Below are 24,720 nucleotides of genomic sequence, written 5' to 3' on the forward strand. Positions count from 1 at the left end.
CCGGCGCGTCACGCCGCGAGTCCGGTCGGCGACGCAACCGCGACATCCGGATTGAACCGGGTCATGCAGTTCAGGTCGAGCGCGCGTATCTGCTCGGTCATGAAGTCGACGAAGATACGAATGCGCGTCGGAAGATGTTGCCGGCTGAGATAGCAGATATAGTGGCCGCGATCTTCCGGCACATGCTGCGCCAGCGCGACGACGAGTTCGCTCGAAGCGATATGGTCGCGGATCTGGTAACCCGCCATCTGCGCGATGCCCGAACCGTTCAGGACCGCACGCAGCACCAGGTCCGCGTCGTTGAACGTCAGCCTCGACTTCGGCAGGTATTTCTGCACGCGGCCGTCGACGTTGAACTCCCATTCGAATATGCGGCCGCTCGCAAAACGAAAGTTGATGCACTCGTGCCGGCCCAGATCCTCCAGACTCTGCGGAAGGCCGTGCGCGGCCACATACGACGGCGACGCGCAGAGCGCCATCTGCATCGGAATCAGTTGCCGGGCGATGATGCTCGAATCCTCGATGCGTCCATTGCGGAACGACACGTCGATTCGTTCGGATACCAGATCGACCGGCCGGTCGTCGAGCAGCAGATCGATGACGATGTCGGGGTAGGCTTTCGCAAACGTTTCCAGCAGCGGCGCAACGATCTTCCGGCCGAAACCCACCGCCGAGCTGATCCGGATGAGGCCGCGCGGCGGCCCCTCCCGCAGTTCCAGCATGTCGTTCATGGCTTCGACGATCTGCGCCACGCCCTGGTGGCAGTTCTCGAAGAATCGCTGGCCTTCGCAGGTCAGTTCCGTCATGCGCGTGGTCCGCTGGAACAGCCGCGTACTCAACTGCGCCTCCAGCTTCTGGACGTTGCGGCTCACGGCCGGCCGACCGACGCCGAGACGTTCGGCGGCCTTGGTAAAGCTCCCCTCGCTCGCCACCGCGACGAACGCAAGGATGCCCGCGTAGCTTGCACCGAAGCTGGCCGACAATGCGTCGGCGCGCCCTGGCAAGTCGCGACGAACGCCGTGCTCCGACGTATCCGATCGATTCATTTCCGCTGCCCCCAGACATCCCGCCCATCCCGATTGCCCGTCGCAGGCGTACGCCTGCCCCCCACCTTCGACACGCGAATCAGCTTCCTGCGAGCCACCGGTCCAGGCCGATGGTGCCGAGCCGCGCTGCCCCGAGCGGCACGAGCGATCGTTCCTCGACACGGCCGCCGTAATAGCGGGCCTCGCGATCGGTCACCACCGCACGCGTGTCGCCGACCGACTTCAGGTAGCGCGCGACGATCTCCGCGAACGGCGCGCGATCCGGTCCCGCGATCTCGACCGTGCCGTTCAGCGGCCCGGCCAGCGCGATCTGCGCGAGCAGCGCCGCGACGTCTTCCGCGGCAATCGGCTGAAACAGTCCGTCGCCGATGCGCACGGTCCCGTCTTCGGTGCCGGAATCCGCAATGCCGCCGATGAACTCCATGAATTGCGTGGCACGCACGATCGTGTACGGCACGCCGGCCGCCTCGATTGCCTGTTCCTGCGCGACCTTGGCTGCGAAATAGCCGTTCTCCGGCATCCGGTCGCAGCCGACGATCGACAGCGCGACGTGATGGCGCACGCCTGCGGCCACTTCGGCCTTGCCGAGATTGCGGGCCGACGTGCGGAAGAAATCCAGCACCGCCTGCGGTTCCCATGACGGCGCGTTCGCGACGTCCACGACGACGTCGGCGTCCGTCAATGCGTCGGTCAGGCCTTCGCCCGTGATGGAATTGACGCCGGTGCGCGGCGACGCCGCAAGCGCCTGGTGCCCTGCCTCGCCGAGCAACGTGACGACGCGTGAGCCGATCAGGCCCGAACCACCGATGACAACGATCTTCATCGCAAAATCTCCTGACGAAAGGGTTTTCCTGGAACGCGCGCGGCGTGTGACGCTCGCCGCCTCCGATGAAAACGGTCATGACCGTCGCATCGCATGGCGCAATTGTGGAAGAATCATGTCCTATCCATCAGTGCCAAGAATCGTCGATCGGACTGGTCCATGCCGTCCGCTCCCGTCGCCCACGAGACCGTGATGCCCGCCCAAACGCCCGCCCTGACCATCGAAATCGACCGGCACCATCAGTTGCCGATCTACCTGCAGATCTGCGAGCGATTCAGAACCGCGATCGCGGCGGGCCATCTGCGCCCCGGCGACCGCGTGCCCGCGCTGCGCGGCCTCGCGACGCAGCTGAACACGGCGCGCGGCACCGTCGAGCAGGCGTACACGATCCTGGTCGACGAGGGCTATCTGCAAATGCGCGGCGCGGCCGGCACGTTCGTCTCGCCGTCCCTGCCGAAATCGCTGACGCGGCCGACGCCCGCGCGCGGCGACGAGCAGGCATGGCGCCCCGACGACGCCCCTCTCCGGGTGCCGGGCAAGTCGCGCGAGCTTCCGCCTCCGCGCCGCCCACAGCCGATCGCGGTCGCGCTGAGCGGCGAGCCGCGCCCGTTGCAACCGGGGCTCCCCGCACTGGACGCGTTTCCGCGCAAGGTGTGGCACCGGCTCGTGTCTCAACGTGCACGCAGCGCCGAACGCGCGTTGCTCGGCTACCCGAATCCGGCCGGCTACCGGCCGCTACGCGAGCACATCGCCACCTATCTCGGCTTGTCGCGCGGCGTCACCTGCGTGCCGGAACAGGTGTTCGTCACCGGTGGCTATCGCGCCACGCTGGAACTCGTGCTGCGCAGCCTCGCGCGGCCGAACGATCGCGTATGGTTCGAGGATCCCGGCTACCTGCTGGCCCGCACCTTCCTGTCCGAGACCGGTGTGCAGCTCGTTCCGGTACCGGTGGACGCCGAGGGCATCGACGTCGAGCGCGGCAAGCAGCTCGACGCGCACGCGCGCTTCGCGCTGGTGACGCCGTCGCATCAGAGCCCGCTCGGGCACACCCTGTCGCTTGCCCGGCGCATCGCGCTGCTGGACTGGGCGGAAAAGACGTCGGGCTGGATCGTCGAGGACGACTACGACAGCGAGTTTCGCTATCTCGGCCGCCCGCTGCAGGCGCTGAAGAGTCTCGACAGCCGGGATCACGTGATCTATTGCAGTACCTTCAGCAAGGCGATGTATCCCGGTTTGCGGCTCGCCTACGCGGTCGTGCCCGAGCGCGCGGTAGAGCGTGTCGACCGCGTCGCATGCAGCATGAATGCCGGCTCGCCGACCCTGCTGCAGGCCGCCCTGGCGGATTTCATCGAACAGGGGCACTTTGCCCGGCACCTGAAGCGCATGCGTGCGTTGTACGGCGAGCGGCGCACGCTGATCGTGAACGCATTGCGGCAGGCATTCGGCGAGCGGCTGATCGTCGAGCTGCCGCCCGGCGGAATCCAGTTCGCGGTGCAGTTCCCGGACGGGCCCGACGGGCCGGTCGACGACGTCGCCGTTGCCGCGCGCGCCCGCGAAGCGGGCCTTGCGATCCTGCCGCTCTCGATCTGGTATACGAACAGCCACACGCGGCAGACGCCGCGCGGGCTCGTCATCGGGTTCGCGAACATCGTCGATGCGGCCGAAGCGCACCGTCACGCGCACACGCTGCGCGCGTGCCTGGACCGCTGACGCACGGAAATTCGCGGCTGCGCCCGTCGCGCCGGGTTCCGGATTGGTGTCCGACGGGAAACAGACAATCGCCCTGAACGGCTATACCGCCGCCATGTGCACGCCTCTAGCATGGAAACGTCGTTCTTTCGTGGACGAACCAGGAATCAGGCTGCACCGGGCGATTGCCGTATTCGTCATACGATCGCTCGACACCCACCATTCGCGGCAGACGCAATTCGCGTGGGGCGTGCAGCCCCCTTCGCAAGACGTTTCGACCGTCGAAGCGCGTCGCTGAACTCGAGCAAGCATCATGGATGACAAGAAGCTGCAGGCCCCCTCGCTGTCTCTCCTCGACAGGTATCGGGGCCGTGACTTTCAACCCCTTTACACGACGACCGTCACCGTTTCCGGCGGCGAGACGGGACACGGCCGCGCATCCGGCGTGGCCCGCTCCGACGACGGCAATCTCGCGGTCGACCTGCGCCTGCCCGCCGAGTTCGGCGGGCCCGGCAACGGGACCAATCCGGAGCAGTTGTTCGCGGCAGGGTTCGCCGCGTGCTTCCACGGCGCGCTCAATCTGCTCGGGAAACGCGCCGAAATGGAGGCCCCCGATACGGCCGTGGAAGTGCAGGTGTCGTTCGGCCGCGACCCGATGGACGGTGGCTTTGCATTGCTCGTCGACGTTCGGGTGCGGATGCCTGGCGTCGATCGCAGCCTCGCGGAGGAAATGGTCCGCACCGCCGAGCGCCTGTGCCCGTATGCAAAGATGGCGCGGCAAGGCACCGTCAACATCATGACCGTCGTCGACTGAATCGACGCCTTGCGTGCCGCGGCGGCGTCTTGTTCGCCGACACCCTTCAGCCGCCGCCGCGTGACTGCACGCCCCGCCGCGCATCTCGTGACACGCGCGGGGCGCCGACCGATCAGCCGAACGATGCCAGCGGATTGCCCGCTGCCAGCGCGTCGGCGCGATTCGGCGCCGGCGGGTAGATCCACTGCGTGTTGATCATCTGCTTGCGCGCCTTTCCTTCCGCGTGCGTCAGCTTGATCTGCCGATCCCAGCCTTCCGAGTAGACAGCGCCCCACTCGCCAAGGTCGACGCATGTCGCATAGAACGGCTGGCGGTACGTCAGCGTCGGCACACCGATCAGATCCGCGGCGACGTTGTGTCCGCCGAATTGCCCCATCACGATCGCGTGCTGGCACGACATCAATGCATCGTGCCCGTCGTCGTCGCACCGTGCCCGCGCCACGTCTCCCGCCACGAACACGTGCGGTGCGTCGGCGACCCGAAGATCGGCCGTGACCGCGACACGTCCGAGCGCGTCGAGATGCGACGAGACTTGCGCCGCGAGCGGGCTGGCACGCATTCCGCCTGCCCAGATCACGGTCATCGCCTCGATATGCGTGCCCGACGCGGTGCGAACGCCGTCGGCCGCGATCGACACGACACGCGAACCGAGTACGGCTTCGACGCCCAGCGAATCGAAGGCTTCAGCGACGTACGGGCGAGGATTGGGCCCGAGATCGGGACCGATGTCGTCCTGCGCGCCGATCACGACGACACGGCTCTTCGCATCCGGGCCAAACCACTCGCGCAATCGCTTGGGCAACTCGGTGGCGACCTCGATACCCGTGAAGCCGCAGCCGACCACCGCGACCGTATTGCGTGCCGGCGATTCCGGCAGTTTCGCGAGCGTCGCGAAGTGCGCGTCGAGTGCGACCGCGTCCTCGATGCAGTCGACGGAGAACGCGTGTTCCGCGAGCCCCGGCACCGGCGGCCTGCTCAGCTTGCTGCCGCTGGTCAGCAACAGCCGGTCATACGCGATCAGGCGCTTCTCGCCGTCGGCGCAAGCAACACCGACCGTCTTCTCGCGAACGTCGATCTCCTCGACACTGCCCTCGAGAAATTTCACGCCGACGGCATCGAGCAGCGGCAGCAGCGGCGCGGCCATTTGCTGCGGCCCGCTTTCGTACAACCGCGGCCGGATCTGCAATTCCGGCTTCGGGGAAACCAGCGTGATTTCAACGTCACTGCCCGTGACGCCGGCACTGTCCAGCACGCGAGCCGCGCCCAGTGCGCCCCACACGCCGGCAAAACCGGCACCCACTATCAGGATTTTCTGCGACATGATCATTGCCCTCGGTTGATGTCGACAGCGGCCATCCGCCGCGCGAAATCATCGTAGGGCGATGCGGCCGCGTGCAGTAGATCCGCAACCGTGCTCACGATGTTGCCTTCGCGGCACCAATCGATCGCATGTCACCGGAATCGATCGCAGGCATGATGTGCGGCGAAGTACGTGCGTTGCCGCCCCTTTCGTCACCCACCTGAATCGTCGATGAGGCAAATGAAATGCATCTCGGAAGATCGTACAAGCTATCGGAATTCCTGATCTGGACGCGCTGGAAGATCTACGAGCTGCTCATTTTCGGTTCCGTTCCGGTCGTGCTGTACAAGTTCTTTTCGATCACGTGGCTGTCGATCCCCCTGACGATCGTGGTGCTCCTCGGCACCGCGACGTCGTTCATCGTCGGCTTCAAGAACGTCCAGACGTACAACCGTGCAGCGGACGCGCTCGAAATCTGGACCGGCATCCTGAGCAAGAGCCGCCGCTGGGGACAAATTGCGCGCGACTTCGTCGCGGATGAAGAAGTTGCCCGAAAGCTGGTATACCGCCACCTCGCCTGGCTGACCGCGCTGCGATACGACCTGCGTCGCCCGCGGGTCTGGGAAAGCACGACCAAACGCTACAACGCGGAGTACCGCCGCTTCTATCGTGTTCCCGAATGGGAAAAGGACATCAGGGAATTGCTACCCCAATACCTGTCTCCCGCGGAAACGGCGCAGGCGCTGTCGTCCTCCTCCATCACGACATGCGTGCTGAGCCTTCAAGGTACGTCGCTCAAGACGCTTTACCTGGCCGGCCAGCTGAATTCGGGTTTTTACATGGAGCTTCAAAAAACGATCGGGGACTTCGTCGATCTCCAGTCGAGGTCGGAGCGATTCAAGAACTTCCCCTATCCGCGTCAGTACGCGACCGTCAGCTCGCTGTTCGTGCGGTTCTTCTGCCTTTCGCTTCCGTTCGGTCTTCTGAACGAATTCAATCGGTTGAACGACAGCGTGAGCGGCTTCATGCACGGCAACATGGTATGGCTGGTCGTGCCGTGCAGCGTCGCCGTTTCGTGGATGTATACGTCGCTCGAACAGGTGGGCGAAAGCACCGAGAATCCGTTTGAAGGCGGTGCGAACGATGTGCCCATTTCAACGCTGTGCAGCACGATCGAACGCGACCTGAAGGCGATGCTCGGAGAACACGAAAGCGAATCGTCGAGCCGCACGATCATCGCGCTATAGGGCGTTCGGCGCCTTTCCGACGCCGCTCGACGCGAATTCACGCTGCACGTGCCGCCGTCGATCCCGTCGTTCGGGCCGCACGGCGTTCCCTGCCGGGCAATCCTCCTTTCGTCGATTGTTGTCGCCGAGACAACATGGTGAGGTCCTTCGCGGCGCTACTGACGCGCGGCCACATCGCCTACGCTTGGCGCTGACGGTGGCCGTACATACTGCCCGATGCGTTCCGGAGCACAGGGACGACACCGCAAGCGCAACGCGCGAAACCACGTGGCGAATCCGCGCCGCGTCGCGTCTTCACGCGTCATTGGTCGCGACGGCAAACGCCGTCGCGACGGGTGCCCCCGGCACCTCACCTACCGAGGAACGATCCGTGACAGAAGAAGATATCCGCAGCAAAGCGTTCGCGATGCCCGTCCCCAACCCGGCGTATCCGCGTCCGCCCTTCCGCTTCGTCAATCGGGAGTACTTCATCATCTCGTATGAGACGGACCTGGATGCCCTCCGTGCCGTCGTGCCGGCACCGCTGACGGTCGACCATGCCGTCGTTCACTACGAGTTCATCCGCATGCCCGATTCGTCGGGATTCGGCGACTACACGGAAAGCGGTCAGGTGATCTCCGTTCTGGACGCGGACGGCAACCGGGCCAACTTCACGCACTCGATGTACCTCGACGACGAAGGCCCGATCGCAGCCGGACGGGAGATCTGGGGATTTCCGAAGAAACTGGCCTCGCCCAGGCTCTGCATCGACGGCAAGGACACGCTGCTCGGCACGCTCGACTACGGCACGCAGCGCATCGCCACCGGCACGATGGGTTACAAGTACCGCGCGCTCGACACGGCAGCGGAGCGCCGCAAGCTCGCCGACACGCCCAACTATCTGCTCAAGGTCATTCCGCACGTCGACGGCTCGGCGCGCATCTGCGAACTGGTGCGTTTCTTCCTGCGCGACGTCGACGTGATCGGCGCATGGGAGGGGCCTGCCGCGCTCGAGCTGCGGCCGCATGCGCTCGCATCGGTTGCCGAACTGCCGGTTCGCAAGGTGATCGGCGCGCGTCACGTCATGGCGAATCTCACACTCGATATCGGCGAAGTCGCCCATGACTACCTCGCCCCCGCCGAGCCGTTGAAGCTCGCGGTCAACCAGTAAGCTCCCGGAGGACATATGGCACTGAATGACAAGGTCGCGCTCGTAACGGGCGCAGCAAGCGGTATCGGCGAAATGTGCGCGCGCAAGCTCGCGGCGGACGGCGCGACGGTCGTGATCGCCGACCTCAATCTCGCGGCGGCACGACAGGTCGCCGACGACATCGTCGCCGGCGGCGGGAAAGCATCGGCGGTCGCGATGGACGTCACCAGCGAGGAAGCCGTCGATGCGGGCGTGGCCGACACCGTGAACCGGCTGGGCGGCATCGACGTGCTCGTGTCGAATGCGGGCATCCAGATCGTCAACCGGATCGAGGACTACACGTTCTCCGACTGGAAGAAAATGCTGGCCATTCACCTCGACGGGGCATTCCTGACGACCCGCGCCGCGCTGCGGCACATGTACGCGTCGAACAAGGGCGGCTCGGTGATCTACATGGGCTCGGTGCATTCGCACGAAGCGTCGCCGCTGAAGTCCGCCTATGTGACCGCCAAGCACGGGTTGCTCGGCCTCGCGCGCGTCGTCGCGAAAGAAGGCGGGTCGCGCGGCATCCGCGCGAACGTCGTGTGCCCGGGCTTCGTCAGGACCCCGCTGGTCGACAAGCAGATTCCCGAGCAGGCGAAAGTCCTGGGCATCTCGGAACAGCAGGTCGTCAAGGACGTGATGCTGAAGGAAACGGTCGACGGCGAATTCACGTCGGTGGCCGACGTCGCGAACACGGTCGCGTTCCTGGCCGGCTTCGAATCGAACGCACTCACCGGACAATCGATCGTGGTCAGCCACGGCTGGTTCATGCAGTAAGGAGAACACCATGCAACCGAGCCAGCGAAACAAGCTGAAGCAGCCCCATCGGATCGAGCTCCCCGCCTATGACGAAATCGGGCTCGTGCTGCAGGGCGGCGGCGCCCTGGGCGCATACCAGGCCGGCGTCTATGAAGGCATGGCCGAGGTCGGCGTGGAACCGACGCAAATCGCCGGCGTCTCGATCGGCGCGCTGAATACCGCGATCATCGCGGGCAACGCGCCTGCCGATCGCACGGAAGCGTTGCGCGGCTTCTGGAACACCGTCAGCCAGCCGACCGACCCGCTCTCGCACGTCGGCGCCTACCTGTCGGCTTGGCCGGGGCTTGAAGACGTGGGGCGCAGGTGGTCGAGCGCATGGGCCGCCACGCGCACACTGATCGAAGGCCAGGGCGGATTCTTCGCTCCGCGCATGCATGCGCCTTTCGCCGGATTCGGCAGGAAGCGTCCCGACCAGGTCAGCTATTACGACACGTCGGCTTTGCGCGACACGCTTCTGCGGTACGCGAACTTCGATCGCATCAACGACGGGAACATTCGCGTCTCCGTCGGCGCGGTCAACGTGCGAACAGGCAATCTCGTCTATTTCGACAATTCGAAAATGCGTCTGGCGCCGGAGCATTTCATCGCGTCGGGCGCACTGCCGCCGGGCTTTCCCGCCGTCGAGATCGACGGCGAGTTTTACTGGGACGGCGGCCTGGTGTCCAACACGCCGCTCACCGAGATCATCCGGGAAAGCCAGCACAAGGACACGCTCGTGTTCCAGCTCGACCTGTGGAGCGCGCGAGGCAAGCTGCCGGGCGATTTTCTCGACGTCAGCGAGCGGACCAAGGACATTCAGTATTCGAGCCGCACGCGCGCCATCACCGCGTTCATGTCGCAGAACCAAAAGCACGCCCAGATGATCAAGGCGTTGCTCGAACATATTCCCGAACACGTTCGGCTTGCCCACCCGCTGCTGCGCGATGCGCAGAAAACGGCGGACGGCAGCGCCGTGAACGTCGTGCACCTGATCTACAAGAACAAGACGTTCGAGGGGCACTACAAGGACTACGAGTTCAGCAAGGACACGATGCGCGAGCATTGGGCAAGCGGCCTCGAGGATATTCGCCGTACGTTCGGGCACCCGGAGTGGTTCGAGATTCCGAGCCGGGAAATCGGCTTCGTCACGCGGGACGTGCACCGCTATCGGCAGGACGTCGACGAACCCGGCTGGTCGGGCAAGGTTGCGTTGCCGGCACGGCAACATTCGCCGGAGCAGGAATCGTCCGTCGCCAGGTAACGCGCGTCGACACCCGCCACGGGGCAGCAAGGCGGTCGTTCAAGCGCCCGCATCGCGTGACGAGCGACCCGGCCGGTACTGCCCCCGACTCGACGTATCCGCCCTGCAAGACCGGATCAGGCGGCGCCGCGGCCGGCCTTCGGAACAGGCTACGCGGCAGCCTCAAGGAGAGCATCATGATGTCGCATGAATTGATCGCGCGGTACGGCACATGGGTCGTATTCCTGAACGTGCTCGGGTCTTCGCTCGGCCTCCCGTTGCCGGCCATACCGACGTTGATCACGGTAGGCGCGGGCACCGCGCTCGTCACGCATGTCGGGTCGTCGACGCTGCTGCATTTCCTGACGATACTGGGTGCCGCCGTGATCGGCGGCCTGCTCGGCGATCTGGTCTGGTTCCAGGGAGGCAAACGGTACGGCAAGCGCACGCTTCACACCGTCTGCGGCCTGTCGCCGTCGCGCGAAGCGTGCGTCACGACGACCGAGCGCTTTTTCGGGCGCTGGGGCGTTCGCGTGCTCGTCGTTGCGCGGTTCGTACCCGGCCTTTCGCTCGTTGCTGTTCCGCTCTGCGGTGCGATGGCCGTCCGGGTGCGCGCCTTCGTCCTGCACGATTGCGCCGGCATTGCACTGTGGGCATCGATCGGCCTCGCCATCGGCACGCTGTTCGCGTCGCAGATCGATGCGATCTTCGCGACTGTCGCCCGGCTCGGCTGGCAAGCGCTCGTCGTGATCGGCATCGCCCCGGTGCTGTACTTTCTGTATGGCTACTGCCGCAGGCAGATGATGGCAAATGCGCTCGGGAAGGCGCGGATCAGCGCGGGCGAATTACATGCGTTGCTCGCGAACAAGCCGCGGCCGGCCGTGATCGATATCCGTTCCGCCGAATGGAGAACGCGCGATCCGTTTGTCATTCCGGGCGCGCTGATCGCCGATGAACGCCAGCCCCGCCAGATCATGGAGCGTTATGGAACGAACCGGACGCTGGTCATCTATTGTGCGTGTCCGCACGAAGCGTCTGCTGCGTCGGTGGCCAGGCAGCTGCGGCTGTCCGGCGTCAAGCTTGCATTGCCGCTCACCGGCGGCATCGAGGCATGGCGTGTCGCGGGTTTCGACGTGGAACCGATGATCGCGATGAACGACACGGCAATCGGCGCCGCCGGGCAGCAGCTTTTCACGCAATGACTGCCATGGCGCCTTCATGCGCCGAAGCAGCGCGTATCGCCCTGCTCGTGCGGCGGACGACCGAATCGGCATCACGACTCTTGCTGCCCCGGCTTCGCGCGTCCCCGCCCCGATCCTCGACGAACCGGGCCTCGCGCTCCCGCGACTGCGCGCCTCGCGACAACCGGGCCGGTACTTTGCTCGGGTACACTCATGCCTCCGCCACACGCGCCGTCACAGCATGGACAGTCAGCTTTGGATCATTTGCGGGCTTACATTCGTCATCCATGTGATCGCGACACTGGCCTATGCGGTGCGGATCGCCGGCGTTCGAACGCGCCGGATCGCCTTGTCGTTTTCCTTGTTCGGGATCATCGCGCTGGTTTCCCGGACGGCCAACTCCTTTCAGGGGCCGTTCATCGCGAAACGGGTCGAAATGGATATTGCGCATCGGATGGGCAGCGGGCTGCTCACCGATTTTCGGCTCTTCCTGCTGAGCGCCACCGTGGCGAGCATTGCCGGCGCATTCCTGATCCCGACTTTCCAGCGTTATTTCAGCCGCGCCGTCGAACATTTCCAGGTGAATCGTTCGATTCCGCGGCTGCTGGTCGACGCCTGCAGTCGCGCCGGCGTCAACTATCTTCGCGTCGGCGCACGACTGCCTTCCCGCCACAACGTCACGCAACTGACCGCGAGCACCGGCGTGTCCTGGAAAGTCATCGTGCTGAACGTGGCAGCCATGGCGATCTGGACGGTCGGTGTGTTCGCGTCGCTATATGCGGGTTACCTGAAACCCGACCTGAGGGTGACATGCGCGAACCTGTCGTCCGTCATCAACGGCTTCGCGACCGTGGTGCTGGCCGTCGTCATCGACCCGCAGGTTTCTGTCATGACCGACGATGTCATCGAAGGCCGGATATCGGAAAACAGCTTCCGGCGGGCCATCACGACGCTCGCCGGTGCGCGAGTTCTCGGCACGCTGTGCGCTCAGGCGGCGCTCGTTCCGGCGGCGTTGGTCATTGTCCGTGTCGCGGAAATCATTTAACCAGGAATGGTCGTCTGCAGATGCTGTATCGTAAGCACCCTCGCAGTCGCGCAGACGGACCACACAATCTCCGCCGAGATGTCCCAGATGATTCCACTCCATCGCGATCCAGCGTTCTATCAGCTCCTTGCCGACAGCTACGCCCGGCTGCTTGGCCGCCCCCTGGTGCCTCAGGCCATGCACGTGGACGAAGCTACCGAATGGCTCTATGAGCGTGCGCCGTTTGCGGTACTCGCGCACAACACCGATCCCGACCCGGTCTTCATTTACGGCAACAAGGCCGCGCAGCGCCGGTTCGGGTACAGCTGGGATGAAATCACCCGACTGCCGTCCCGACTCTCAGCAGAAGCCCCGAATCGCGAGGAGCGGCAGCAATTCCTCGCACGCGTACAGCGGCTCGGCTACGAGACGGGCTACAAGGGCGTGCGGGTCACCAAGTCAGGCCAGCGCTTCATGATCGAGGAAGCCACGCTGTGGCAACTGCTCGACGCCGACGGCACACTGCACGGCCAGGCGGTTGTCATCCCGCGCACGCGTGACATCTGATCGGACGACCCGGTGTCTGGACCAGGGTCTGGCCGCCCTGCACGCCCTACCCTTCCATCGACTGCATTGGTGCGGACCGGGCAACACCATGCATCCCGAGTCGATCTGGTGCGTCGGCTCGTCTTTGCCTAGCATGCAAGTACGTGTGGTCCATCGACGGGATGGCACTCGTGGGGATTGACTGGCAGGCAAGCGCTGCGCCGTTGCGCTGATTCGCTTCGAAGAACAACGCATCGCCTCGATACCCAAGGTTCGAGAGCCGCTCGCGTTGGCCATACCGGCAACCGGGAGGCATATGGAGAACGAGAGGTTGCAACCTCCGCCGCTGACACTGCTCGACAAATACCGCGGGAAGGAATTCGCCCCGCTCTACACGACCACGGTCACGGTCTCTGGCGGCACATCCAGGCACGGCCGTGCATCGGGCGTCGCGAAATCCGACGACGGCAGTCTCGTCCTCGATCTGCGCGTGCCCGCCGAACTGGGCGGCCCGGGCGGCGGCACCAATCCCGAGCAGCTTTTTGCCGCCGGTTACGCCGCGTGCTTTCACGGCGCGCTGAGCCTGCTGGCGCAACGCGCAAGGGTCGATATCCGGGAGACGACCGTCACCGTCGAAGTCTCGTTCGGCCGCGATCCGGTAGATGGCGGATATGCGCTGGTTGCCAACGTCACCGTCCGCATGCCGGGTGTCGAGTTGCCCGTCGCGGAAAGTCTCGTACGCGACACGGAACGTCTCTGTCCTTATACGAAGATGGCACGACAAGGCATATGCGGCTTCATCGCCGTGTCGGCATGATGGGCGATTGGTTCGGAAGCGGCAACAGAGTGCGCACCTTGCCGGCACTACTAGCTCCCGGGACGCACGATTACGATGGTTGCCGGGCAGGTGCTGCGGCGAATCGCCATCCGACGCGCCCACGGCACCGCTTCAACCGATCAGGAGAACAGATCATGACGCAACGTATCAACTACTTTCAGCAATCGCCGGAACTGGTCAGGAAGCTCATCGAGCTGGACGGCTTGTTTCAGAAGACGACGATCGAGGCGCCGGTCCGCGAGCTCGTCGAGATCCGGGCATCGCAGCTCAACGGCTGCGCATTCTGCGTCGACATGCACATCAAGATGGCAAAGATTCATGGCGAGCGTGAATTGCGCCTGCATCACGTCGCGATCTGGCTCGAATCGACGCTGTTTTCACCCCGCGAGCGCGCCGCGCTGGAATGGACCGAGGTACTGACCCGCCTCCCTGCGCATGGCGTGCCGGACGATCTCTATGCACGCGTACGGGAACACTATTCCGAGCAGGAATTGTCGGATCTCACCGTCCTCGTGGGCGCCATCAATAGCTGGAACCGGCTGAATGTCGCATTCCGTATCGTGCCGGGATCGTTCGACAAGATGTTCGGGCTCGACAAGGCCAACCTGGAGTGACGACATGAAACGCATCATGCTCGTACTCGCGCCGCTGGTATCGTCGCTGCTGATGGCCGTTCAGCCGGCCGTCGCCGCGCCACAAGCGAAGGTCACGCCGCTGACCACGGAGCCGTTGCCCGAGTATCCGGGCAAGGAAGTCCAGATGATCGTCGTGGACTATCCGCCCGGCAGCGTCGACCCCGTTCATCGTCACGACGCGCACGCGTTCGTCTACGTGCTCGACGGCAGCATCGTGATGGGCCTGAACGGCGGCAAGGAGGTCACGCTCCATGCCGGCGACACGTTCCACGAAGGCCCGGAGGACGTCCACACGGTCGGGCGAAATGCCAGCAGCACGAAGCCGGCAAAATTCGTCGTGTTCCTGATCAAGAACAAAGGCGCGCCGGTCCTCACCCCCGTGAAGTAAGGTAATCGTCGTCGCGGCCCGGCAATGCCGGGCCGCTTCTCCGGTTTCAATCGCGACAGTGCGTCGAGCCCATGTGATTCGTGTACGGCGACGACTCGATCCACTTCGGATCGGCAGCCAGCAGCGGATTGATTCGTGTTCGAGGCCACGCTAAGGCGATCGGGCGACTTGAACGGATACGCGACGGGCGATCGCCCGATCGGGCGCCGGCGCACCGCGGTGGCGTCGGAACCTGACCCAGTTGACACGGCGGATGCGACCACCGGCCCGATCTTGCTTACCGCCCCCTGATATATGCACTGTGTTCTCGGCGGCAATCGGCCGCCGTGAACTGCCCCCTCTTGACTGGAATCAATCGCCCTCTCGAGCTTCGCGATCAGCCAACTCGCATCAACCTTCGATGCACTTGTCTCGAACCCCGACTCGCTTTCCGCGATACCGATCGCGGAGATGAGCCGCGCGCTTCGCGCGACGCGTGACCAAGTGGCCGCGCGCGGATCTCGCGCCGGCCGCATGCCCTGTCTCCGCCGGTGCCTGTGCCCTCCTTCATACGCGCTCGGGCGTCAGCGGCTCGCCGCAAAGGCATCGATTCCGGTCAGCTTCGCGGACCACGCCCACAGACGCGCCGCCTCATCCGGATCGATCGCATGCGGCCGCACGCCGAATTCCTCGTTTCCCTGCGTGACGACCGCGACGTCGCAATCCTCGCAATAGATACCGCCGATCGCCGCAAGGCGCGGCGACGTTGCCGCCCATACCTGGGTTGCGGCACCCTGGGCCGGCGTCTTGAAAGTCGGATCGACCGGCACACCGTGCTCGTCCACCCAGCCCTGCGCCATCATCTCTTCACGTGTCAGATGACGCTGCAGCGGCGTCGCGATCTTGCCCGGATGCAGCGAATAGGCGCGGACGCCGAACGGGGCGCCCAGCGCGTCGAGCTGCACCGCGAACAGCGCATTGGCGGTCTTCGACTGCGCGTACGCGAGCCATTTGTCGTAGCCGTGTGCGAACTGGACGTCATCCCAACGAATCGGCGACAGCCGGTGCCCGAGCGACGACACCGCGACCACGCGGGCGCCGCCGCCATGCGCGAGCACGGGCCACAGCCCGTTGACGAGCGCGTAATGGCCAAGATGATTGACGGCCATCTGCGCTTCCCGGCCATCGCCGACGCGTGTCTCCGGGCACGCCATGATGCCCGCGCTGTTGATGACGATGTCCACGTTGCGCTGCCCATCGACGAACCGCGCCACGAACGTGGCCACGCTCGCGAGATCGGCGAGGTCGAGTGCCGCAATCTCCACACCGTCGATGCCGCGCGTTGCTTCGCGCGCGGCATCGATGCCCCGTGCGCCGACGACGACGGTCGCACCGGCCCGCGCCAGTGCGACCGTCGTTTCCAGGCCGAGACCCGAATGGCCGCCCGTGACGATGGCGGTCTTGCCACGAAGGTCGAGATCGGCCAGTACGTCGCTTGCTGTCGATGCTGCGCCGAATCCGGAATGAAGGGGGTGTTGCCTGCTCGTCATCGAAGGCTCCTGGAACGATGCGTGAAGCACGCGCCCGCCTGTCGGTCGCGTCACTGCACGAGGCCATTGTCCGGCGGCGCCCCCGGACTGTGAATGCAATAGAATCCGATTTTTCGTCGAGATCGTCCGGAGCTTGAACGTGGATCCCCTGTCGGAAGTGCTGTCGCTGCTGGAAACGCGCGACTCGTATTTCACCGGCCTGAGAGCAGGCGGCCAGTGGGCGGTTGCCATTCCCCCGCCCGAGGGAATCAAGTTCAATGCGGTTGTCGAGGGAAGTTGCTGGCTGACCGTCGACGGCGCCGGGGCGCCGATCCGGCTGCGCACGGGAGACTGCTTCCTGCTCGCATCGCCGCGGGCATTTTCGCTGGCGAGCGATCCATCGGTTACGCCGGTCCCTGCCGCCGACGTGTACCGGAACGTCGAACACGGCATCGCGCACTATGGCGAACCGGCGAACTGCTTTCTGATCGGTGGTCGCTTCTCGTACGAGGAAGGCATGCCGCTGCTGCTTGGCAGCCTGCCGCCCGTGGTGATCGTGAGCGGCGACTCCGAGCAGGCGGCGGTGTTGCGCTGGGCGCTGCAGCGGCTCGCACATGAATTCGGCAAACCATCGCCGGGGGCGTCGCTGATGGTTCGGCATCTCGGCCACATGATGCTGGTCGAGATCCTGCGCCGCTACGTGGACGACGGCGCGAACAGCGATGTCGGATGGCTTGCCGGGTTCGCGGACTCCCGGGTGAGCACGGCGCTTGTCGCCATTCATGCGCAGCCCGCGCGACGCTGGACGGTCGACGAACTCGCGACCTGCTGCCACGTATCGCGTTCGACGTTCGCGCTGCACTTCAAGCGGCGGCTGGGATTCGGGCCGCTCGAGTACGTACTGCGCTGGCGCGTGCAGCTCGCGATGCGGGAACTGCGGCGCTCGAACGCATCGATATCGGCAATCGCGCAAATGCTCGGCTACGACTCGGATAGCGCGTTCGGACATGCGTTCAAGCGCATCGTGGGTTGCTCTCCTCGTGCCTATCGACATGACATCACGGGCGAGTCGGGCGGCTAACGTCATCGCCCGGCACGCTACCGCCTCTGTTGGCGCCCCAGAACCCGTTTCAGTCACGCCATCGATGCTGCCCTCCTCCGATGGGATTCATTCCGATCAACATCATCGGGATAAGTTTTCTTATCACAACACCACTATAGGTAAATCAAACTTGCGATCCGGACAACGCGCGACCACGAGCGTCCCCGTCGTGACGGCCCTGTCGAAAGTTGGCAGAAGCCTTTGCGCAGCCTCCCCGGTGGCAACATCATTTCTGTCGACGCCCGGCTGCGAGTGCATGCGCGCTACGTGCCGAATCCCGTTTCGTGGAACGCCAATCGAATGATCGCAGCAGCTTACCGCGCGCATCACGGAATGGCGTGCATCGGCTGGCAACTGACGCCGCCTTCGCACTGACGTCCAGACGCTGGCTCCCTGTCGATTCGACGGCCGTCACAATTTCGGCAAGCAACGTCAGGTACATGCCCCCCTGCCCCATGTCGCGGAATCGGGAGAGGTGTCGTTTTCCGTATAAGGCATGAATGACCGGCGTCGACTGGTTGTCGAGGCAGTTGCCTCATCGCGGTCGAAATAAGATGGACACCCGATCGACGATGCGCGTATGATGGTTTCATTCGAGCGCCCGTTTGCTGTTTGCCCGCTCGCCCTCCACTCGCCACCGTGTTGCGTCGCGTACCGCCTCGCTCGCAACGTTTGTCCCTTACACACCGACCCGCCGCGCCATGCATCAGGCGATGCTGGCTGCATACGCTCGTCCTTGCGAGTCGCCGCAATCGATCGCCGGGAGTTCATGATGAGCATGCATATTTACCGTGGATTCGAGATCTATCCACTGATTTACCCACACGTGCCTGCGTTGGATGGCAACCCGCATAACTACGATGCCGGCTTCGACGCAGCGGTCAAGATTTGTCTTCGCGGCACCACCGATACGCTGACGCAGAGCCAGACTTTCAGGCTTCTCGACGACAGTCCGTTCGATACCGCCGGTGATGCACGTCGTGCGTCATTGCGCTATGCCGAAAGTGTCATCGACGAAAATCGCGAAAAGCAGGGCTTCTTTTCGAGCGCCGTCTGACGCGACTCACGATGGCAAAGTAACTTTCCAGCAATTTGGAGGACGAAATGATCGTCGACGAACTTCTTGACCTGATCAGAGGGTGCAAGGTCACTCGGAGCGACGCTGTCCTGCCCGCTGGAATGACCCGTTCCGCGCTATGTCATCAACAGGAGCTGCAGATGTTCGCGGCTGTGCGCGCATTTTCAATCGGAGCCGGGTATTCGGAATTCGAATCTGACGAGATCGCAAGCACCGTCATGACACGACTCGGCTAGTTTTCCCGTCGACCGTTTTCAACCAGGAGTTACATGACAACCATCACACTGAAGATCAACGAACCAATCGATGTCGCGCTGCGACGATTCCGGCGCAGTATCGAGAAGACCGGGTTGATTCGGGAGTTGCGCAGTCGCACCAGCTACGAAAAGCCCACGACGGAGCGCAAGCGGAAAAAGGCCAGCGCCGTTGCCAGGCAGCGCCTGCGGACGAAGCGCCTGATGCCGCCCCGCAAAATGTTCTAGGAACATCGTGCACGCCGTGCCTGCCGGGGGCCCGCTTGCGTCGCCATCTCGGCCCCCGGCATGAATTACCGCGGCCGGACGACGCAGGCGGCAAGCCGGCCGGCCACCTCGCAGCAGCAAGAAGGATGATCAGTACGCTCGTCACGCCGTGCAGCCGTGGTGCTGCCCGAAATTGACTCCAGCATCGCCTTTCGAGCGAGCGCACGTGCGCTCGCCGTGCAGCAAGTCAAAATGAAAACCATAATCAGAAGGCGAAAAACATGAGCTGGTACTGCGACGCGGAACGCGAGTTGGCCCATATCAGACGATCAATCGGGCTGCTTGAGCAAGCGCAACACGCGTTCATCAACAGATCGACCGTCAACGATCCAGCGTACTGGAGAGTCAAGCTCAACAAGCTCCGCACGCAATCCGAGCGCAACAAGGTTCTCTCACTCCAAGTGGACGAACTCCTGGCCCGCCTCGAACGCATTCAGGACTCACGCTCCCGAAGATAGGAGCCGACTCCTTCTTCGCCCCTCTTTTTCCGGGTGCACGCGCATTGCAGGGAGCAATCCCAGGAGCACCATCATGATCGACGCCAACCCAGGCAACACGTTTCGACACCTTCCGCTCTCGCCCGAGCAGGACGCGGAAATCCGGCACCATATAAAGAAAAAGGCGCAAAAGGGCGAAGCGTGGGACACCCCTGAGTTGGCGATGATGCTCGGAGACATGCTTTCCCCTCCGCCAAGCGACGACCAGACGCCGGAGGCTACCGTCGAAGAAGTGAAACTGGCCTGCGAATATGCATTGGCCTCGATCGACGAAGCCATGGAGTCCGTATCCGCACGTGAGGAACGACTCGCCGCGATGGAAGCCGAGGAAATGAAGCACCCCAGGCAGTAACGCATCCACGATGCCCGAAGCTCGAGCCGCAGTTGTGCCGCCGCCCCTTTGCCTTCAGCCGGATTGAACGACCCGGCCATCCCTCCGCCCGTTACGTCGCGTACGCAATCGCAACGTCACTCGCCTCGAAAAACGCGAATTTCCGCGAACGCCCCGGCTGCAACGGGGCACCCGTCGTTCAGCGGCCGATCGGCAACCCCGTCGGTTCGATCCAGCCCAGCTTGTAAGCGATCAGCAGCGACAGGAACAGCGTGACCGACAGCCCGACGCGTGCCGCGAGCGACCATGCCATCCGCTTGGACTTGCCGCGATCGTGATTCATGAAATACAGCGCAAAGATCAGGCTCGCGATGATCATCGCGAATGCCACGGAAACCAGCAGAGTTTTCATTGGTGATGCCCTTGAAGATCTGAATCGGCCTGAATCAGTTCGGCCAGTTTTTGCCGCTCGTCGGCGAGCGCGCCGACGCCCGACGCCGGCCAGTCCAGCGCGACGCCGTTGCCCAGCGAATCGCGCACGAGCGCCTGGTAGCGCCGGTCGTTGATCCGGCCGTGGTCCATCGTTTCCGAGATCTCGCGCCGGAACGGCAGCGGGAAACTCGCGTATGCGCGCGACAGCGCCGCATATTGTCTCGCATCGATCTCTTTCGACGATGGTATGACTGTCCAGATCACCACGGCCACGATGGCCGTGAACGGGATCGCAGTGTAGCGAAGGATGAACTTGATCGGGGTCATGAAACGGTGGGCAGAAGTGATCGCGAATGCGGGCGGCACGGCAATGCGGCAGCGAAGCCGCGGCCGGTCCGCGCAGCACGACATTGTACTGTCAGCCCCATACGGCTGACAGAGTATGATAATGACATTATCATGTTCGTCACATGATTCAAGAGACCCGGCGCCCGTACGCATGCGGCGTTCCCGCCCTGCCGCCCGGCGCCGGTTTTCATGTCCGTGCCCGCGATCCGCGGCGATTGAGCGAAGCCACCATGCCAGCGCAGTACTTTCGAAACCTGACGGGAAAACACCGCAGCGCGAACGCAAACCGTCAGCTCGGGTTTTCGTTGGCGTTCGTCGCCGGCGCGGCCAATGCCGGCGGCTTCCTCGCGGTCAAGCAATACACGTCGCACATGAGCGGCATCGTATCGGCGATCGCCGACCAGACGGCGCTCGGCGACGTGCGGCTCGCGCTGGCCGGCATCAGCTCGCTGGGGTCGTTCCTGATCGGTGCCAGCTGCTCGGCGATCCTCGTCAACTGGGGCCGCCGTCGCGGCCTGCACAGCCAGTTCATGCTGCCGCTGCTGGTCGAGGCCGCGCTGCTGCTTCTGTTCGGGCTGCTCGGCAGCCATCTCGCGCTGTGGGAAACCTTCTTCGTACCGGTGACCGTGACGCTGCTGTGTTTCATCATGGGGCTTCAGAACGCGACGATCACGAAGCTGTCGGGCGCGGAGATCCGCACCACACACATGACCGGCATCGTGACCGACCTCGGCATCGAACTCGGGAAGCTGTTCTACTGGAACCGGTCGGCGATCGACGTCGACGCGCATGCGGTGGTCGCCAACCGCTCGAAGCTGCGGATTCATGCAACGATGCTTTCGTCGTTCTTCATCGGCGGCCTGGCCGGCGCAATCGGCTTCAAGCATGTCGGCTACGTATCGACCGTGCCGCTCGCCGCGGTGCTCGTCACGCTGGCGATCGTACCGGTGATCGACGACCTGCTCGCGTTGGTCCGCAGCAAGCGTTGAGCGCGCACCCGGCCGCGTTTCCCCGCGTGCCCGGTAGTAGCGCCGAAGGCTCATCGATTATAATTTGATTAACATACCGACCACCCTCGCCCGCAATGGAAACAAAAACCGCCCGCCTGACCGTCCTGATCGATCCCGCGAAGAAGGAAGCATTCGAGATGCTCTGCGCAGAGCAGGATCTCACGCCTTCGCAAGTCGTGCGGCAACTGATCCGCGAGTATCTCGACCGTCACGGCGTGACGTACAAGACCAAGAGCGCGCTCGGCAAGCGCGTGAAGTAAGCGCGGCCGCGCACGCGGCGCCACTTGACGCCGCTTGACGCCACTTATGCGCCAATCTCCCACCGCCCCTTAGGCTGCGTACGCTGCACCAGCCGCTGCGGCTCGATGCACTCCCCGGCCTTCATGCGTCTCGCCGTGGCCGCCAGCTTGAGCTCGCCGGCCTGTGTGCACGCAAGTGCGCGTTCGAGCAGGATGCGGAGTGACGGCAGCCGCTGGCCGCCCTTCCACGCAAATGCGATGTAGTTGTTGTCGTCGCCGCACGGCACCAGCGTATACGACGCACCGAACACCGCTCGCAGTTGCTCGAGATGTTGCGGCAATGCCGGATCGTCGTCCATGAAGTTGATCGCCAGTACGCCGGTATCACTCAGGCGCGCCCGGCATGCCGCGAGGAATGCCGCACCCGTGCACCGGCCACGCATGCCGTCCGCGACGAACGCGTCGTGCAGGATCACGTCCGTCCGGACATCCGCCCTTTCCAGGTGATCCGCGGCGTCGGCGCACACCACGGTGAACCGGCCGTCGTCGGCAGGAATCCTGAATACGTCCCGCAGCGCGATCACGTCCGGGTTGATCTCGACCGCGTCGATCGCCGCACCGGGCAGGTGCCGGTAGCAGTACTTCGCCAGCGAACCGCCGCCGAGCCCGAGCATGCAGATGTGCGCAGGCTCCGGCTGCAGCAGCAGAAAGCCCATCATCACGCGTGTATAGCCGAGTTCGAGCCGGCCCGGATCCCGGAGCGACATGAAGCTCTGCGTGCCGATATGATCGAAATGGAGCGAAAGTGCGTGCTGCGTCTCCAGCACGAAAGGCCGGCCGTCGTTCAGCGGCGTCGCCAGGAACCTGACGAACGCATCGTAGGAAAATCGTTCCTCGGCCATGGTGGGCTGTCGATCAAGCAGTCGATTGGCGCGGGTGCACTCAGACCTTCTTCAGGTAGCAGGCTTTCAGCATGAAGCCGCCCATGTCGGTCTTGCAGTCGACCTCGTGATCGCCGCCGACGAGCCGGATGCTCTTGACCTTGGTACCCATCTTCAGCGTGATCGACGAGCCCTTCACGCGCAAGTCCTTGATCAGCACGACCGAATCGCCATCCGACAGCACGTTGCCGTTCGCGTCCTTGACGACGTCGCCGGCCGGCTCGTCACCGGTTTCGGCGCCGGCACCGGCCGACCATTCATGGCCGCAGTCCGCGCATACGGTCAGCGTGCCGTCCGGGTAAGTGTTTTCCATCGCGCATTGCGGGCAGGCAGGGGCGGCGTTCATTGCAGCTTCCATTCAGGAGGAGTTGGGTCGTCGATAAAAATGCCGGGCGCGCTGGCAGCGTCGCCCGGCCGGCCTGACGGCACGCGCCGACGGATCGGCGGACCGCCGTCGGCGCACACGGCATTATAATGCAATTCACATATCTTGACCGCTGTATTATAATCACCACTTTCGTGCCGTTCGCCGGATTTGCAACCCGTTTCCACGAGAATGCCGGCACATCCAAGCAGGATGCACACACCCCGGCCTCGCCGACGGCTGCTCCGGGTTTCGCGGGAAAGCGTGTTTCACGCGCGCCAGGCGCACCGCCGGCCTGGCACCGCACACCGATTCTCCGTTCAGAGGCTTTCCGACATCGTGGCAACCGTCGTGTACGTTGAAATCGGCCCCGCCTGGAACCGCAACCGCGGCGGCGCCGCACGAAAAGCAGCCGTCGACGCGGCGCGCGGCTTCGAAAGCGACATCCTGCTGATCGCGAACGGGATCAGCAGCAACGCGAAGGACAGCGCCGCCATCGCGGCGCTGCAGGTGCACGGCGGCGCGTCCGCGCAAGTGCTGGCCACCGGCCCCGACGAGGAGGCGGCGCTGCAGGCGCTGCTGCCCGTGCTGCAAGCGCGCTGATTTGCGCACCACCCAGCGTCACGGCATCCCGCCCACCCCGAATCCCCTTTTCACGAGGAAGCGATGAGCGACAACTTCACGTCCAACACCCCGAACCTGTCGGCCTCCGCCATCTGGGCGCTCGAGCGCCTCGCCGACGTCCGCTACGGGCGCGATGCGCCCGCGCTCGGCTGGTCGATCGCGCGGGAACTCGTCAGCGCGGGCTTCGTCAGCCATTCCGCGCACGGCCGCTCCGGCGCGTCGATCACGGCCGAAGGGCGGACCTTCCTGAAAAGCCGGAAGTAGACCGTCGGCGGCGGCGAATCGACTTGATCCTTTTGAGCATCACAATGGCGATTTTGCGCCTTATGAGGATCGCCCTGCGCTTCTAAAGTGGAGTCACCCCGAACGAACGGGCGTCAACTTTCCGATCAAGGAGCCAGTCATGAGCCGCATCGCCATCCCCGCCATCGAAACCGCCACCGGCGCAACCGCCGACGTGTACGCACAAGTCCGCAAGGTCGCCGGCGGCACTGTCCCCAACCTGTTCGCCGCCGTCGGCCATCTCGCGCCGAACGCGCTCTCGGCCGTGCTCGACGCCGAAGGGGTGCTCGCCGGCGGCACGCTGACCAGGCAGGATCTCGAAACGATCAAGCTGCTCGTCAGCGCCGATACCGGGTGTGACTACTGCGTCGCCGCGCACAACCTGCTCGGCAAGATGACCGGCCTGTCGGCCGACGCACTGCGCGCGATCCGTTCGCGCGAGCCGAACACCGGTGACGCGAAGCGCGACGCACTGATCCGTTTCGTGCTGAACCTGCAACGGACGAGCGGCACGATCACCGACGACGAATTCGCGGCGATCCGCGAAGCCGGCTACACGGACACGCAACTCGCGGAAATCTCGCTCGCGATCGCGCTGACGATCTTCACCAACACGTTCAACCGCATCAACGACACGGTCGTCGATTTCCCGCCTGTGAAGTAAGTCGCGCGGCTGCAAGAGCATCGGGACGGCATGCGGTGC

The 24,720-nt window shown here is 64.2% G+C and carries 30 protein-coding genes; 22 read left to right on the top strand and 8 right to left on the bottom strand.

What is annotated here, in order from left to right; all coding sequences use genetic code 11:
* Positions 1 to 8 precede the first annotated feature (8 nt).
* Positions 9 to 1,046, bottom strand: coding sequence for a LysR family transcriptional regulator (locus DPV74_RS06615; protein ID WP_027792595.1), 1,038 nt, complete (start codon positions 1,044 to 1,046; stop codon positions 9 to 11).
* 79 nt (positions 1,047 to 1,125) lie between these two features.
* Positions 1,126 to 1,869, bottom strand: coding sequence for an SDR family oxidoreductase (locus DPV74_RS06620; RefSeq protein WP_027792594.1), 744 nt, complete (start codon positions 1,867 to 1,869; stop codon positions 1,126 to 1,128).
* Between the two features lie 192 nt (positions 1,870 to 2,061).
* On the opposite strand from DPV74_RS06620, the gene DPV74_RS06625 reads away from it, so the two are divergent.
* Together DPV74_RS06625 and DPV74_RS06630 are read left to right on the top strand one after the other, a co-directional pair.
* A complete protein-coding gene (locus tag DPV74_RS06625) occupies positions 2,062 to 3,579 on the top strand; it encodes a PLP-dependent aminotransferase family protein (RefSeq protein ID WP_119336826.1) in 1,518 nt (505 codons plus the stop codon).
* Between the two features lie 292 nt (positions 3,580 to 3,871).
* Positions 3,872 to 4,372, top strand: a complete 501-nt coding sequence (locus DPV74_RS06630) for an Ohr family peroxiredoxin (RefSeq protein ID WP_027792592.1) — start codon at positions 3,872 to 3,874, stop codon at positions 4,370 to 4,372.
* A 112-nt stretch (positions 4,373 to 4,484) separates the two neighbouring features.
* On the opposite strand, the gene DPV74_RS06635 is transcribed toward DPV74_RS06630, so the two are convergent.
* Positions 4,485 to 5,693 (bottom strand): NAD(P)/FAD-dependent oxidoreductase, encoded by a 1,209-nt coding sequence (locus tag DPV74_RS06635; RefSeq protein WP_119336827.1) that lies wholly within the window; start codon positions 5,691 to 5,693, stop codon positions 4,485 to 4,487.
* Positions 5,694 to 5,917: 224 nt separating this feature from the next.
* Here DPV74_RS06635 and DPV74_RS06640 point away from each other — a divergent pair, with 224 nt between their 5' ends.
* The 10 genes from DPV74_RS06640 (at position 5,918) to DPV74_RS06685 (ending at position 14,740) form a co-directional block, all read left to right on the top strand.
* Complete coding sequence (locus DPV74_RS06640; RefSeq protein ID WP_027792590.1) at positions 5,918 to 6,919, top strand: bestrophin family protein; 1,002 nt, start codon at positions 5,918 to 5,920, stop codon at positions 6,917 to 6,919.
* A gap of 370 nt (positions 6,920 to 7,289) precedes the next feature.
* The gene (locus tag DPV74_RS06645) at positions 7,290 to 8,069 is read left to right on the top strand and encodes an acetoacetate decarboxylase (protein WP_119336815.1); all 780 of its coding nucleotides are present in this window, start codon (positions 7,290 to 7,292) and stop codon (positions 8,067 to 8,069) included.
* 15 nt (positions 8,070 to 8,084) lie between these two features.
* Complete coding sequence (locus DPV74_RS06650; protein ID WP_060173558.1) at positions 8,085 to 8,867, top strand: 3-hydroxybutyrate dehydrogenase; 783 nt, start codon at positions 8,085 to 8,087, stop codon at positions 8,865 to 8,867.
* 10 nt (positions 8,868 to 8,877) lie between these two features.
* Entirely contained in the window at positions 8,878 to 10,149 is a 1,272-nt protein-coding gene (locus tag DPV74_RS06655) for a patatin-like phospholipase family protein (RefSeq protein WP_119336816.1), read from the top strand.
* A gap of 176 nt (positions 10,150 to 10,325) precedes the next feature.
* Positions 10,326 to 11,330 carry a DedA family protein/thiosulfate sulfurtransferase GlpE gene (locus DPV74_RS06660; protein ID WP_119336817.1) on the top strand — a complete coding sequence of 335 codons (1,005 nt, stop codon included), beginning with the start codon at positions 10,326 to 10,328 and terminating at the stop codon, positions 11,328 to 11,330.
* Positions 11,331 to 11,550: 220 nt separating this feature from the next.
* Complete coding sequence (locus DPV74_RS06665; protein ID WP_027792585.1) at positions 11,551 to 12,354, top strand: lipid II flippase Amj family protein; 804 nt, start codon at positions 11,551 to 11,553, stop codon at positions 12,352 to 12,354.
* 87 nt (positions 12,355 to 12,441) lie between these two features.
* Entirely contained in the window at positions 12,442 to 12,900 is a 459-nt protein-coding gene (locus tag DPV74_RS06670) for an MEKHLA domain-containing protein (protein ID WP_119336828.1), read from the top strand.
* Positions 12,901 to 13,195: 295 nt separating this feature from the next.
* Positions 13,196 to 13,696: an Ohr family peroxiredoxin gene (locus DPV74_RS06675; RefSeq protein ID WP_119336818.1), complete on the top strand. Its 501-nt coding sequence runs from the start codon at positions 13,196 to 13,198 to the stop codon at positions 13,694 to 13,696.
* A gap of 155 nt (positions 13,697 to 13,851) precedes the next feature.
* A complete protein-coding gene (locus tag DPV74_RS06680; RefSeq protein WP_059693446.1) occupies positions 13,852 to 14,331 on the top strand; it encodes a carboxymuconolactone decarboxylase family protein in 480 nt (159 codons plus the stop codon).
* 4 nt (positions 14,332 to 14,335) lie between these two features.
* Positions 14,336 to 14,740, top strand: a complete 405-nt coding sequence (locus DPV74_RS06685; protein ID WP_027792581.1) for a cupin domain-containing protein — start codon at positions 14,336 to 14,338, stop codon at positions 14,738 to 14,740.
* 563 nt (positions 14,741 to 15,303) lie between these two features.
* Here the strand turns inward: DPV74_RS06685 and DPV74_RS06690 are convergent.
* Positions 15,304 to 16,269: an SDR family NAD(P)-dependent oxidoreductase gene (locus tag DPV74_RS06690; RefSeq protein WP_119336819.1), complete on the bottom strand. Its 966-nt coding sequence runs from the start codon at positions 16,267 to 16,269 to the stop codon at positions 15,304 to 15,306.
* A 139-nt stretch (positions 16,270 to 16,408) separates the two neighbouring features.
* On the opposite strand from DPV74_RS06690, the gene DPV74_RS06695 reads away from it, so the two are divergent.
* From DPV74_RS06695 to DPV74_RS06715, 5 genes are all read left to right on the top strand, one after another.
* Positions 16,409 to 17,329: an AraC family transcriptional regulator gene (locus DPV74_RS06695; RefSeq protein ID WP_119336829.1), complete on the top strand. Its 921-nt coding sequence runs from the start codon at positions 16,409 to 16,411 to the stop codon at positions 17,327 to 17,329.
* A 793-nt stretch (positions 17,330 to 18,122) separates the two neighbouring features.
* Complete coding sequence (locus DPV74_RS06700; RefSeq protein WP_027792578.1) at positions 18,123 to 18,407, top strand: hypothetical protein; 285 nt, start codon at positions 18,123 to 18,125, stop codon at positions 18,405 to 18,407.
* Positions 18,408 to 18,454: 47 nt separating this feature from the next.
* Positions 18,455 to 18,664 (top strand): hypothetical protein, encoded by a 210-nt coding sequence (locus DPV74_RS06705; RefSeq protein WP_027792577.1) that lies wholly within the window; start codon positions 18,455 to 18,457, stop codon positions 18,662 to 18,664.
* A gap of 33 nt (positions 18,665 to 18,697) precedes the next feature.
* Positions 18,698 to 18,910 (top strand): 30S ribosomal protein S21, encoded by a 213-nt coding sequence (gene rpsU, locus DPV74_RS06710; RefSeq protein ID WP_021158214.1) that lies wholly within the window; start codon positions 18,698 to 18,700, stop codon positions 18,908 to 18,910.
* A gap of 570 nt (positions 18,911 to 19,480) precedes the next feature.
* Positions 19,481 to 19,798, top strand: coding sequence for a hypothetical protein (locus DPV74_RS06715; protein ID WP_119336820.1), 318 nt, complete (start codon positions 19,481 to 19,483; stop codon positions 19,796 to 19,798).
* A gap of 178 nt (positions 19,799 to 19,976) precedes the next feature.
* Here DPV74_RS06715 and DPV74_RS06720 read toward each other — a convergent pair whose 3' ends face one another.
* On the bottom strand, positions 19,977 to 20,189 hold the full coding sequence (locus DPV74_RS06720) for a twin transmembrane helix small protein (protein ID WP_006489184.1): 213 nt from the start codon (positions 20,187 to 20,189) through the stop codon (positions 19,977 to 19,979).
* Complete coding sequence (locus DPV74_RS06725) at positions 20,186 to 20,536, bottom strand: hypothetical protein (RefSeq protein WP_027792574.1); 351 nt, start codon at positions 20,534 to 20,536, stop codon at positions 20,186 to 20,188. The genes DPV74_RS06720 and DPV74_RS06725 overlap by 4 nt, the downstream gene beginning before the upstream one ends.
* A gap of 251 nt (positions 20,537 to 20,787) precedes the next feature.
* Here DPV74_RS06725 and DPV74_RS06730 point away from each other — a divergent pair, with 251 nt between their 5' ends.
* Both DPV74_RS06730 and DPV74_RS06735 read left to right on the top strand, forming a co-directional pair.
* On the top strand, positions 20,788 to 21,546 hold the full coding sequence (locus DPV74_RS06730; RefSeq protein WP_027792573.1) for a YoaK family protein: 759 nt from the start codon (positions 20,788 to 20,790) through the stop codon (positions 21,544 to 21,546).
* 95 nt (positions 21,547 to 21,641) lie between these two features.
* Complete coding sequence (locus DPV74_RS06735) at positions 21,642 to 21,827, top strand: ribbon-helix-helix protein, CopG family (RefSeq protein ID WP_021158209.1); 186 nt, start codon at positions 21,642 to 21,644, stop codon at positions 21,825 to 21,827.
* 44 nt (positions 21,828 to 21,871) lie between these two features.
* Here the strand turns inward: DPV74_RS06735 and DPV74_RS06740 are convergent, their stop codons facing one another.
* Positions 21,872 to 22,708, bottom strand: a complete 837-nt coding sequence (locus tag DPV74_RS06740; protein WP_119336821.1) for a spermidine synthase — start codon at positions 22,706 to 22,708, stop codon at positions 21,872 to 21,874.
* A gap of 40 nt (positions 22,709 to 22,748) precedes the next feature.
* Positions 22,749 to 23,093, bottom strand: a complete 345-nt coding sequence (locus DPV74_RS06745) for a zinc ribbon domain-containing protein YjdM (protein ID WP_021158207.1) — start codon at positions 23,091 to 23,093, stop codon at positions 22,749 to 22,751.
* A 357-nt stretch (positions 23,094 to 23,450) separates the two neighbouring features.
* Between DPV74_RS06745 and DPV74_RS06750 the strand changes: the two genes are divergently transcribed.
* The 3 genes from DPV74_RS06750 (at position 23,451) to DPV74_RS06760 (ending at position 24,681) form a co-directional block, all read left to right on the top strand.
* Positions 23,451 to 23,714, top strand: coding sequence for an HPr family phosphocarrier protein (locus DPV74_RS06750; RefSeq protein ID WP_059693440.1), 264 nt, complete (start codon positions 23,451 to 23,453; stop codon positions 23,712 to 23,714).
* 63 nt (positions 23,715 to 23,777) lie between these two features.
* Complete coding sequence (locus DPV74_RS06755; RefSeq protein WP_021158205.1) at positions 23,778 to 23,999, top strand: hypothetical protein; 222 nt, start codon at positions 23,778 to 23,780, stop codon at positions 23,997 to 23,999.
* A 139-nt stretch (positions 24,000 to 24,138) separates the two neighbouring features.
* The gene (locus DPV74_RS06760; RefSeq protein WP_060194522.1) at positions 24,139 to 24,681 is read left to right on the top strand and encodes a carboxymuconolactone decarboxylase family protein; all 543 of its coding nucleotides are present in this window, start codon (positions 24,139 to 24,141) and stop codon (positions 24,679 to 24,681) included.
* Positions 24,682 to 24,720 lie beyond the last annotated feature (39 nt).

The organism is Burkholderia sp. HAN2018, assembly GCF_024704855.1.
GTDB classification, from domain to species: Bacteria; Pseudomonadota; Gammaproteobacteria; order Burkholderiales; family Burkholderiaceae; genus Burkholderia; species Burkholderia cepacia.